Here is an 11,074-nt window from a genome sequence, read left to right as displayed (position 1 = left end):
GCTGGGTGGTCGAACGCACGTTTGCATGGCTTGGCCGTTGCCGCAGATTGGCCAAAGACTGGGAGCAAACCATCGCCAGCGCTGAAACATGGCTGCTCATCGCTCACATACGGCGCGTCAGTAGACTTCTGGCAAGGGGCTGATATCATATGAAAACTTTTGAATCGGACTCTGAGGTAGGCCATATCTTGTTTGAGAAAGGTATGATAGTTTGTGAAAACAAGCACACTGATCACTAATATAGTGTCGTTAGGATTTTCATGTTTTTCACTGAAGAAGTCCTGATTGACTGGACAGTTTTTGGCATGCGCTTGATTGTGGTTATCGTTGACGCTCATGTGCTTGACTTTGTTTAGGCGAACTTAGTGTCGCTGCAGCGTTCTCTTGAATGCGTTGCCCCCCCCGGGGTGAGAACCGCCTTCGCTTTTAACAGATCAGTAAAATCCCTAGAATTTGTCATCCCATGCCCCTTTCTAGGTTTGGGGATGTACATTCGATTTGACCACTGCCAATTGCTACGCAAAACGACATAAACTTTGAAAACCTCATCGCTAATATGAAACATGCTTCAATGCGGATTCGGATCACCAGTTTTGAAGTCACGGCCTAGTCAACGTAAAGGCCGGCATTCGGGTTCTTTATGTCAAAGTTTTCGAGAAGTTTTTTGGTTACCATGACGTGCCCGCCATGGGCCGTGCGCCCAATAGGTCTTGGCAGTAAAGCATCTGGGCGGGAAACAAACTGTATTTTAAGAATAAGTCTCGGCATTTTCCTTGCTCGGCTCCCCATATGAAGGCAGCCACTTGTATCACATAAAAGCCCACTACCAGGGGGGCCATTGGCAACAATTTGTTCACTATCAGGAATAAACTTGGCAACATCTTCATCAGATAGGTTGTAATTTAGGCCAGACTTACGAAGAAATTCATTCGTTTTTGATTTGGGAATGAACGTGAAACCTCCTCCACCTGGAGCAACTTCCCATATATTTACGAAAAGTTTGACTTGTTTCAGGCAATCTCCATCGCTATGAAACTTTTGGCTTCCAGAAATGGTATCATTAACTGGTGATAAAAACACACCGATGGAATTGAGTCGAGGAATGTGCCCAAGGTAACCTGTCGCAGCTTCCGTGATGGCCTCGCTAAGTGCAAAGTCTAGAAGAATCGGGTGAGATTTGAGACTTTCTTCATCCATGATATTGTAAAAAAAAGGTTTATTGTATTTCTTACCGCTGTTTAAATCAGCCTCGTATTGAGCGTATATATCTTCACATGCAGAAATCACATCCGGTAACTCAGCAAATGTATCAATTAAGAAGGGGCGAAAGCCGTCTTCTTTGGGGATGAAGTCTGACCAACGAGACGCATCCACAATGGATCGTGCTTTCCGCCGGTTGTTAAAATAAGATACTGGCGCAGATAAAATCCGCCTCGCTTCAACAAGTCTTAACGCTAAGTATAACCAACCATCGTGGTCTGCCTTTTTGATAATACGCTTATCAATGCGTTGCCCAAGTGAGGTAGTGGTCATGTTACGAGGTCTCCTATTCTTAGTGATTAAAATGGAAATAAAGTTTAGTTGAAGATGGGGAATAAATAATGACAGAATGTCTCTGCTGCCACAACGGGTTGAATAAGTTCAGCCTTCATTTTTGAATAATATAGAAGTTAGGTTGAAAGCTTGAAATCAATTCAAAATGCATGTTTAAAAATGTTTTCCCTTGAAGGGCGCGTTGCGATTGTTACCGGGGCATCACGCGGAATCGGCTGGGCTTTAGCAGACGGTTTGGCGCGTTCAGGTTCCAAGGTACTTGCTTTGGCTCGTTCGAAGGCAGCGGATCAATGTTTTCTTGATCTAGTTGAGTACCAATCTTGTGATGTTACCAACACAGAAGCGCTAACACATCATATTGATACATTCGTAGAGAACTGTGGCCGGATTGATGTTTTAATCAATGCTGCTGGAATTTCTTTACCGGGCGATATCCAAGATGGGGTTGAACACACGATCAAGGTGAATTTGATTGCTCCATATAGGGGCATCGAAGCGGTTGCAAGACATATGCGTGCGGCTAGGAGTGGTTCAATTATTAACGTTACAAGTCTTGCTGCGTTTCAGGGCTTCCCAAACAACCCTGGCTACGCTGCTGCCAAAGGGGGGTTGAGTCAACTCACGCGCGCCATGGCTTGCGATTTGGGGCCTTTTGGTGTGCGAGTTAACAATTTAGTCCCCGGCTACATTGAGACGGACATGACAGCTGCTAGCTATAAAGATCAAAAAATAAATGAACAACGTTGTCGCAATACAATGTTGGAACGTTGGGGGGCTCCTTCAGATCTCGTCGGCGCTGCAGTTTTTCTTGCTTCGGACGCTTCTTCATACATGACAGGGCAGGACATTGTTGTTGATGGAGGGTGGTTAGCGAAGGGCCTCGTATAGACTTATCAGAGCTTACCTTCTTGTCGCCATGCAGAAAGTGCTGCAGCAATTGCCCGACAGTCATGAAGAGCAGAGTGTGCCCGACCCTCAACATGGGTTCTTGCCAGCCTAGGTAAATCGGAAGAAACAAGTGATTCTGCATTGTGTTGAAGTGTATCGGCAAGAAGGGGCCGAAAGTTAAATAGGATCTGCTTATTCCATGGCATTTTACAATCAAAGAGTTGGCAGTTTTCTCTTAAGACTTCTCCATCAGATCCGTTAAAGATAATCGAGGTAGCGCTTTTTCCTATGTTACTTAGAGTTTTTAATGTGTCGCTTAGTTTAAGGCCTTCTTTTTTTAAACTGTCCTGGGTGATTCCAGTAAGTTCTACAAAATAGTCCGATAGTATTGGATTAAATTGTGGGTTAACAAGAAACTCCACAGCACCACATTCTTGGAATTGTGCCCCTGCGTCGACCAATAAAAAACCAATTTGTACAATCTCCCTCCACTCCATTGGACGGCTCCACTTGTGCTGAGCGGAACCTTGCCAGGCTGTGTATTCAAGATCGAGAATGCCGATAATGCCGTTGTGTGGCCAAGAACGTAGATGTGAGTCCAAAGGTAAGCCGAGAGTAGGCATATTAGCAGAGACCGTCTGATTCTTTTAGTAGCTCAAGATGTTCTATGCCATCACGCACAAGCCGGACAAAATGGCGCTTGTAGAAGGCAAGAATTTCTGAGGAAAGAACAGAGTGGTGAGTCATTGTTCTGAGCTGACTATCTAAGTCAAACTCATAGTCTAAGAAGTAATTTTGCTCTGCCCCTCTTTGTTGTTGTTCTGTTCCGAGGTATGGTGAGAAAAAAGCAACAGTTACATTGTCAGGATTTAGCTTCCGATTGAACACAATGGTATCAAGAATGGAGGCTTCATTTTGGTGAGGAATGCCTATGATGTTGTAAGCAGTACGCTTGATACCTGCTTCATGTAATAAGCGGAAGGCGTTTTCAATGGCCGTTTGATCACTGAAGCGGTTCAGTTCCTCTTCGCGGAACTCTTGCGTCGCCAGCTCAATACCCATGCCAACACCATCAACCCTCAGCCGTTTCAAGAGTGGAATAGTTTTTTCGTTGACTCCTTCTGGGCGGGTTTCGATATAAAGTTGAATTGGCAGGTTCTTTTCATCTAAGATGTCAGCCAATTCAAGTAGAGTGGAACGGTTAATCGTCAAGAAGTTTGTATCCTGGCAACGGAAAAGTGTTATGCCATAATCATTGTGAAGGGTATAAATTTCTTCAAAGATGCGCTTCGCACTCTTGTGTCGAAGGTATCGTTTTAGGTCTCGCAATGCACCGCGAGAAGACCGTTCAGTAAAACCATAATAACGCTGGATAACTGTTTCAACACAATACCCACAGGTAAATGGACAGCCGCGAGATAACTCGTAATCAATGGCCTTAACGACAGCGCCATTGTATGGTCGGTGAAAAATTTGTTCATCGAAGAGGCTATAATCATAAGCGCCAATTATATCAAGGTCGCTAATGATAGGTTGACGAGGGGACTGGAATATATCTCCATTATTTCGGGATATAAGTCCCGGGATAGCAGTCAGCGGCTTTTTTGCTTCGAGTGCATCCACGAAATCCGCAAGGACTAAATCACTTTCACCACCTATAAAGTAATCTACAATCGGAAATCGAATGGCTGTGTCTGCGGGAGCTGCCGTTGGCTGGAGGCCTCCACAAACCTTAACTGCAGAGCATGAGACATCACTCATCAACTGGTGCCCAAATTGAATTGCAGCATATTCCCCTTCGCCATGTATATGAGTTGAGATCGCAGACCAAAACACTATATGAGGATCAAACTCATTTAGTTTTGCTTGTAGTGCTTCCCGGACTGGTGTCTCATCAAAGGTAAGGAAGCTTTCATAAGGAGATGGCTTATATTGAAGGTTAGCCGTATTAAAGGCATTCTCGTTCTGAGCCCAATCAAGAAAGAAGGTTGTATCAAATAATGAAACTTCATGACCATGGGCTTTTAAAACAGCAGCGTGGCTGGCAATCCAGATAGGTGTGATGCCGCGTCCCCAACGACTTGGGTTTAAAAGTAGAATTCGAGCCACAGTTTATGCTCCATTCATAATAAAATCTGCATTTATAAGCTCGTCTTCATAGTCAATATCAATTGATATAGAATCTAACAAAAATGGCAGAACATTTTGACCGGTAATAGAGCCCATCTCAATTACAGTTTTTGGCCTAGTAATGTCAATAAATCCATCTTGCTGAAATATTTTTGGCAGCATCTGCCTTGCTTGGTTATAGGGCTCATCAATATTGGCATGACTGAGAATTGGTTTCATAAACCCGTCATTTCCAACTTCCCACATTTTGTAGGGGGAAAAACATGCTGGCACAATTGCACGAAGTGAATCGGCCTCTGGGCATTCAGAGAGTGCATGGATCGCACGTTCAATCTGATTTATGTCTCTAATCGGTGTAGTCGGGCGAAGTTGAACCACTAGGTCAGGAGAATAATTTTCTTTTTCGATTAACCACCGTAGGGCATGAAGAACAAAATCGTAATCGGGGCTCAAATCCTGGGCATATTCCGCAGGACGTAGAAAAGGCACCTCGGCTCCGGCGGCTCGTCCGATCTCAGCGATCTCTTCGCAATCCGTTGTGAGGACGACGCGAGTAATTGAAGGTGTCTGCAGCGCGTGTTCTATTGAATGCACTATCATAGGCTTGCCGCCAACAATGCGGACATTTTTACGAGGCATACTTTTTGATCCACCACGTGCGGGCACTAAGGCCAGAACTTCAAGTTTGGTGTGTTTTTCATTTGCACGCATTTTATTTAGGTCTCTAATCAGGTTAATTCGACGACTATAACGATGAGGTTGAAAAAGTATTGTTTTTACTCATTCTGCAAAGAGGTAAGAGTAATGTAATCAAGGCCTAGGGTCTTTTCTGCAATTTCCCTTGCCACACCCTGTCCCCCAGCAGTCGAGAGGACAGTGCAAGCCAATTCCTTAACTTTCGGGTGTGCGTCAAAAACAGCTACCGGGAAACCGACACAAGACATGACACTTATGTCATTTAAATCGTTGCCAATAAACATTACGCGTTTAATGTCTATGCTAGATGAGGCGCAGTGTTCTATGAGAGTGCGGCGTTTATTTTTGACGGCTTGTAAGACGGGGACACAAAGTTTTTTTGCGCGAGCACTCACGACTGGGTTTTTTTCGGTTGATAAAATCAATGTAGAAAGATGAATGGCACGAAACATATCAAAAGCCAATCCGTCACTTCGGTTGCAAGCAACAGCTTCGTGGCCATCCTCCAACACATAAACTCGATTGTCCGTGAGAACACCATCAAAATCAAAGACGAGAAGGTCTATTGAGTCTTTAGAAAAAAGAGTCATTGCATTTCAGTTTGTGTTCTGAGGATTATGTTTTCGGCTTTGGTGTTAAAGGCCTTCATTTGCAGGCGCATCTTTTGGCGGGCCCCAATAAACCGATCTCTGATTACACTTGGGTTTGCTAAGGTTTTTTCAATTGCTGCTGTTAGGTTGTTGGAAAGGTTATCATCAAATGCATCTATATTCAGATCACCAATTCCAATCCCATCCAAGAAGTCTGTCATTCTATCTTGGGTGGTCAGGGGAATCATCGGCACACCGAGACCGATGCTTGGCGACATTGAATGAACACGCATGCTGATAATGAGGTCTGCCTTAAGGTAGCGGCCATAAAAATGATGACTACTGGATATGCGTCCAAGTTCTGTTGAGATCATATGTTGATGAGCCAGTACGGGTTTGCAGAGGTCAATGAAGTCTGCGATCATTCGAAGGTCATCAAAATAATGCGGTACCAAAATCAGATTGACCTTGTGTGTGGCAAGCATTCTTTCCACGGCGACAACAATGCCTTCTAGCATTTTTTGTCGACTTCCCGGCGTGTAGTAGCGATAGTTGGAGTCTTCGTCATTAAACGCGAGAAGAACGTTCAGCCTGTCATCCTTGAGATCAGGGTAATACCCGTTACTATCGGCCTGAACAAATACACCAGGATCGGGAATAACGTCAATTTTGTTGCTCGAGAAGCCAAATTTTGAACTCAACCATTCACGCGTGCCGTCGTTACGAAACGCAAGAGTCATATTGTCACTGTTGAGGATGAAATCGAGAACCCACAGGAGTTTATCCTGATGGTGATACGGTTGATTTTCCCAGTGCCGATATGAAATACCGTAGAATATGAGAGGCTGTCTGATTTCCGACCATAACTCTTTCGGTAGATTAAAGCGCATTCCTGCGTCACCATAGAACTCACGGCCATTTATTGCGACCGCCCCACCTACGATCATGCCATCGGAATGATCATTGATAAGATTGATGAATTCACGATCAAATTTTTTTACCCCGAATGTGTAATCATCCCAAGCTAACCGCGTCCATTTGATGTGGTTCTGAAAGTCCTCGTTGATAACGGATTCGGTACCTTCTGTAAGGGCTCCGTTCCCAACATTAGCACTTCTTTTGTTAACCAAGTGGAGCAGAGATAGTGGTGAATCAGCTGCATCGAGATTTTGTTTTCGCATATTGATTATTAACCGATTCTACGCAATTTGGCCTTGATAGGGAGCTCTCCTTCAAGGACACATTTTACGCCATCACCTTTAGCAATAGGCCAAATTGCAAGATATTTAGACAGCAATTCCATTCCACGTGGTTCAAGACTTGCTGCTTGATCACTACCCCACATTGAGCGGTCAAGCGTTACATGACGTTCAACAGCGCACGCATCAAAACCGGTGACAGCCATTACAGAAGGCATAACCCCAACTTCATGGCCGCTATATCCGATTGGAATCTGGTAACGATTGCGGAGCGTCTCAATTACAGCGAGGTTAAGTTCACTGTCCTTGGAGGGGTAAGTCGATGAGGTTTGGAATAGTATCAAGTCAGCACCTTCCAACAACTCAACAGCATGGTCGATTTCTTCGATTGTGCTCATGCCTGTTGAAAGGATGATGGGGCGGCCAGTATTTTTGATATAAAGCAGCAGTTCGTCATCGGTGAGGGAAGCGGAAGCAATTTTATAGCAAAGAGGTTCAAATTGCTCGAGGAAGTCAACGCTACCTATATCCCAGGGCGAGCAGAACCAGTGGATTCCTTTCTCCTTGCAATAATTGTCAATTTCCTTGTATTCATCCACGCCGAATTCAAGACCCCGTTTAAGGTCGCCATTAGTCGTACCAAAAGGTGTTTCGCGCGGTGTTGCGAGCTCTTCGGGAGTATACACAACATCAATGGTGCGTTTTTGGAACTTCACTGCGTCAAAACCATGTTCGACAGCCTTGTCGATGAGCCGCCGAGCAATATCTATATCACCGTTATGGTTTATGCCAATCTCTGCGATTAGATAACAAGGATGACCAGAACCAACTTGGCGGCTTCCAATTGTAATTGCATTTTTTTTCATCGATGCGGTTGCTTTCATTTGTAAATTCACCCTGGGGAGGTAGGGGAAAATAAAGGTGGGGGGAGGGGGCATTGAGTGGCTGCCCGGTGTAGTTCTTCGTCTTTCTGGTTTGTATTTAATTCAACAGTGTGAGCTCATGCAAAATAGCTTTGCGGACACGTTCGCTAGCATTTCCATCAGGGTTTCCCGTCCATTTTTGCAGGGCTTCAGTAACGGCAAATGAGAGTTCCTCGTTAATTGCGTAAGGGGTCTCACAATGCCGCTTAATCCTGGTTTTAAGATCTTCAACAGATATTGCATGCTCTACAGCATCACCAAGCTCAACATTAAAACCTTCATAGCGTGGGTCAAGAGATTCTCCAAAATGCGGAACGACCACCGGCTTATTTGATGCTAAGGCTTCAAGTAAGACAGTGGTGTTGTGCCCGCAAATGACCCAAGACGATTCGATTAAAGGGCTCGCCTCCCCTTCGGACACAATTTTTAGGTTCTCTGGTTGCGGACCCTCTCGGTTTAATAATATTTCGACCTCAGGAGCTTCCTGTATTCGAGGTCGGATAATGACATCGTAAGTTGGATTTTCATTAGCCAATTCAATTGCGGCCCGATAGGTGCCGCTGCAAAGTTCTTCCCAGGCAAGATCACTTTCTATGCCGGAATAACTCGGTAGGAAATTATTTGGTAAAAAAGCTAAAAATAACACCGTTTGGCGGTCTGCACGGCTTGGAACTTTTCCTGCTGCAGCGAGCCGACGCCATTTGTGATTCCTGTCCATTCGGGGCATTCCAACACAAATAACCTGCTCATCGCGTGCTATGCCACCATCAACCTGATGATTTTTTTCGTCTTCTTGATACACAAGCACACGACGCCCGGTAAATTGGCCTCTTTGAGTTTTAAACAAGTTCCTCAATATTTTGCTGCGTTCAGGAGGCTTGATGCCTTCTTTGTGCAGTACAATAAAGGGGATGTTGCTGTGCTCAAGGACAGCCCCCAACTCACGCTCCGCCCAATAACACCAATTTCCTGTTAAGACTGCATCGTAGCTACGAAACAACGATAAATAGGACCAAATACTAAATAACAATTTTCGATAATCGAGCTTTGCCCGGTTCGCCACTGGATCATCCGTGATGTAGCAATCATCGCCGCATATTTGTTTGGGTAAGATTCCTAATGATACACACTTTATAACCGCACGTTTGAGGCCGAACACCTGAACTTCAGGCATTTCACCAAGGACCTCCATGATGTCTTCATTAAAAACAGCTTTTTCAATGACGAGTACTTTGTATTTGGACGATTGGCTTGTCATGGGCTGGATTGTTTTGTGTATGAGATAGGCTATGGGGAATGCCAAACCTAGTCGTGCCAAAATGGGTAGGATGGGGAGTGCAAAATCAAAACTTGAACGCGCTTGTAATAGTGCGGCGAGAAGTCTGTAGTAGCTTTTTAGGCGTCGAGTTGTGCTCATTTATTGATTCAAACTTTTAAAGCTACAAGAACACCGGTGGATATTCTTGGGGTTACAATTAGAAATCTTCAGTAATCGTAGAGATGAATTGATAGGGATGCTGACAATTCACAGTTTTTACAAATAGATAGATCTAACTTATTGATTTAAAACATGTCAAAATCTCTATTTGTATAGGGGGGATTTTTTGAAGGTATAGTCGCATATTTGATTAAGGGGCTGACATAGATAAGCTCGAAGTAATCATATGTTCGCCCAATCCAACAGGACCTTCAAGAGGTTGCTCGTCGGCCTGTAGTTGAAGCGCCACTCGCACTCTTTGAGATAGAGATGAAAGTGGTGCCTGGGGATACCGTTGTAGCGTCGCAAATGCCGCTTCGCCTAGTTCCAAAAGTTCTCAATGCCGTTGATGTGGTTTCGGTCTTCAGCAAAGAGCTTTGAGTGGTTGATCCGTACATGGTGGAAGTCCGACACATCAAGGACGTCATAGGCCCGAAAGCAATCCGTGTAGACAATGCTGTCCGGCCTGATTTTGCTTTCAAGGATGGGCAAAAGCGTTTCAGATCGGGCGTTTGGGATGGTGACGGCATAGACCCGTCCACCGCGCTTGAGCAGACCAAAGACAGGAACCTTGCCGCTGCACCGCGACCTCGCTTGTCTTTCCTGACACCGCCGAAATAGCTCTCATCAACCTCAATCTCCCCGGCCATGATGTCCGGCGCTTCCTCGGCCAGCTTCTCCGCGATTAGTTCCCGGAGCTGGACACCCGTATTAACCTCCCCATTTTTTCTGTTTTGTGATTCAATCGTTCCATCGGCTTGATAGGGAGAGATTGATGGAACAACGCGGTTTTTTCAGTTTGTCGGAACACCTTGCGCGTCTCAGCGAGGACGGTGATCCCTTGGAGGTTCTGGCGGCGACGGTTGATTTTGAATATTTCCGAGGCTGGCTGGTCGAGGGTCTTGGTTATGGCGACGGCGCGAAGGGTGGGCGTCCGCCGTTTGATCCGGTGTCGATGTTCAAGATTCTGATCCTACAAGCCCAGCACAATCTGAGCGATGCGCGGATGGAATTTATGATCCGTGACCGGCTGTCGTGGATGCGGTTTCTAAACTTTGATCTCGGCGCGCCGACGCCGGACGAGAACACCATTCGCCTGTTCCGCAACAAGTTGACGGAGACCGGCACGTTGAAGCGGGTGATGAAGGCGTTCGACTGGCAACTCTACAAGAAGGGCTACATTCCGATGTCGGGACAAATCGTCGACGCCAGCCTTGTTCCGGCGCCCAAGCAGCGCAATACCGATCCGGAAAAGGAGGCCGTCAAGGCGGGCAAGAGCGCTCACGAGATTTGGCCTGATGAACCCAACAAAGCAGCGCAGAAAGACGTGGATGCGCGCTGGACGCTGAAGATCGGCGGCAAGGTGCGCCATCGGCCCGACGGCACGCCGCTGCCGATGATTGCGCTCCCGGTGTTCGGTTACAAGTCACACATCAGCATCGACCGCCATTTCGGCTTTATTCGCGGGCAACATGTGACGTCGGCCTCCGCACCCGATGGTCGCCAACTCAAGCATGTGGTTGGCACGGACAACACCTCTGGTGAGGTCTGGGCCGACAGCGCCTACCGCTCGCAAAATAACGAAAAATGGCTTGCGGGGAAGATGCTGGTCAGCCG

General features: G+C 45.9%; 11 protein-coding genes and 1 pseudogene. 3 read left to right on the top strand and 9 right to left on the bottom strand.

Annotation, left to right across the window (positions count from 1 at the left end; all coding sequences use genetic code 11):
• Positions 1-143 (top strand): transposase (locus BEN30_RS18160; RefSeq protein ID WP_139135112.1); only part of this gene is annotated, 143 nt, incomplete at its 5' end.
• A gap of 463 nt (positions 144-606) precedes the next feature.
• On the opposite strand, the gene BEN30_RS17170 is transcribed toward BEN30_RS18160, so the two are convergent.
• On the bottom strand, positions 607-1,533 hold the full coding sequence (locus tag BEN30_RS17170) for a hypothetical protein (RefSeq protein ID WP_069959529.1): 927 nt from the start codon (positions 1,531-1,533) through the stop codon (positions 607-609).
• A gap of 150 nt (positions 1,534-1,683) precedes the next feature.
• Between BEN30_RS17170 and BEN30_RS17165 the strand changes: the two genes are divergently transcribed.
• Complete coding sequence (locus BEN30_RS17165; protein ID WP_211563466.1) at positions 1,684-2,442, top strand: SDR family oxidoreductase; 759 nt, start codon at positions 1,684-1,686, stop codon at positions 2,440-2,442.
• A 5-nt stretch (positions 2,443-2,447) separates the two neighbouring features.
• Here BEN30_RS17165 and BEN30_RS17160 read toward each other — a convergent pair whose 3' ends face one another.
• The 8 genes and pseudogenes from BEN30_RS17160 to BEN30_RS18155 form a co-directional block, all read right to left on the bottom strand.
• Positions 2,448-3,065 (bottom strand): exonuclease domain-containing protein, encoded by a 618-nt coding sequence (locus tag BEN30_RS17160; protein WP_069959527.1) that lies wholly within the window; start codon positions 3,063-3,065, stop codon positions 2,448-2,450.
• Position 3,066: 1 nt separating this feature from the next.
• Positions 3,067-4,551, bottom strand: coding sequence for a B12-binding domain-containing radical SAM protein (locus tag BEN30_RS17155; RefSeq protein ID WP_069959526.1), 1,485 nt, complete (start codon positions 4,549-4,551; stop codon positions 3,067-3,069).
• A gap of 3 nt (positions 4,552-4,554) precedes the next feature.
• Positions 4,555-5,283 (bottom strand): acylneuraminate cytidylyltransferase family protein, encoded by a 729-nt coding sequence (locus BEN30_RS17150; protein ID WP_069959525.1) that lies wholly within the window; start codon positions 5,281-5,283, stop codon positions 4,555-4,557.
• 65 nt (positions 5,284-5,348) lie between these two features.
• A complete protein-coding gene (locus BEN30_RS17145) occupies positions 5,349-5,858 on the bottom strand; it encodes a KdsC family phosphatase (protein WP_069959524.1) in 510 nt (169 codons plus the stop codon).
• Complete coding sequence (locus BEN30_RS17140; RefSeq protein WP_069959523.1) at positions 5,855-7,039, bottom strand: polysaccharide pyruvyl transferase family protein; 1,185 nt, start codon at positions 7,037-7,039, stop codon at positions 5,855-5,857. The genes BEN30_RS17145 and BEN30_RS17140 overlap by 4 nt, the downstream gene beginning before the upstream one ends.
• A gap of 8 nt (positions 7,040-7,047) precedes the next feature.
• On the bottom strand, positions 7,048-7,941 hold the full coding sequence (locus BEN30_RS17135; protein ID WP_069959522.1) for an N-acetylneuraminate synthase family protein: 894 nt from the start codon (positions 7,939-7,941) through the stop codon (positions 7,048-7,050).
• 97 nt (positions 7,942-8,038) lie between these two features.
• On the bottom strand, positions 8,039-9,397 hold the full coding sequence (locus BEN30_RS17130) for a hypothetical protein (protein ID WP_069959521.1): 1,359 nt from the start codon (positions 9,395-9,397) through the stop codon (positions 8,039-8,041).
• 243 nt (positions 9,398-9,640) lie between these two features.
• Positions 9,641-10,113: pseudogene (locus BEN30_RS18155) on the bottom strand (IS1595 family transposase); the annotation flags it as partial.
• A 119-nt stretch (positions 10,114-10,232) separates the two neighbouring features.
• Here BEN30_RS18155 and BEN30_RS17120 point away from each other — a divergent pair.
• Positions 10,233-11,074, top strand: an 842-nt coding sequence (locus BEN30_RS17120; protein WP_069958279.1) for an IS5/IS1182 family transposase, incomplete at its 3' end; no start/stop codon positions are given.

Origin of the sequence: Magnetovibrio blakemorei, assembly GCF_001746755.1 — a bacterium.
In the GTDB taxonomy this organism is placed as follows: domain Bacteria; phylum Pseudomonadota; class Alphaproteobacteria; order Rhodospirillales; family Magnetovibrionaceae; genus Magnetovibrio; species Magnetovibrio blakemorei.
This window is presented reverse-complemented; position numbering and strand designations above follow the sequence as displayed.

Coding starts and splice junctions, on each gene's coding strand:
- BEN30_RS17170 (WP_069959529.1), bottom strand. CDS start 1,533: ATGACCACTACCTCACTTGGGCAACGCATTGATAAGCGTATTATCAAA.
- BEN30_RS17160 (WP_069959527.1), bottom strand. CDS start 3,065: ATGCCTACTCTCGGCTTACCTTTGGACTCACATCTACGTTCTTGGCCA.
- BEN30_RS17150 (WP_069959525.1), bottom strand. CDS start 5,283: ATGCGTGCAAATGAAAAACACACCAAACTTGAAGTTCTGGCCTTAGTG.
- BEN30_RS17145 (WP_069959524.1), bottom strand. CDS start 5,858: ATGACTCTTTTTTCTAAAGACTCAATAGACCTTCTCGTCTTTGATTTT.
- BEN30_RS17140 (WP_069959523.1), bottom strand. CDS start 7,039: ATGCGAAAACAAAATCTCGATGCAGCTGATTCACCACTATCTCTGCTC.
- BEN30_RS17135 (WP_069959522.1), bottom strand. CDS start 7,941: ATGAAAGCAACCGCATCGATGAAAAAAAATGCAATTACAATTGGAAGC.
- BEN30_RS17130 (WP_069959521.1), bottom strand. CDS start 9,397: ATGAGCACAACTCGACGCCTAAAAAGCTACTACAGACTTCTCGCCGCA.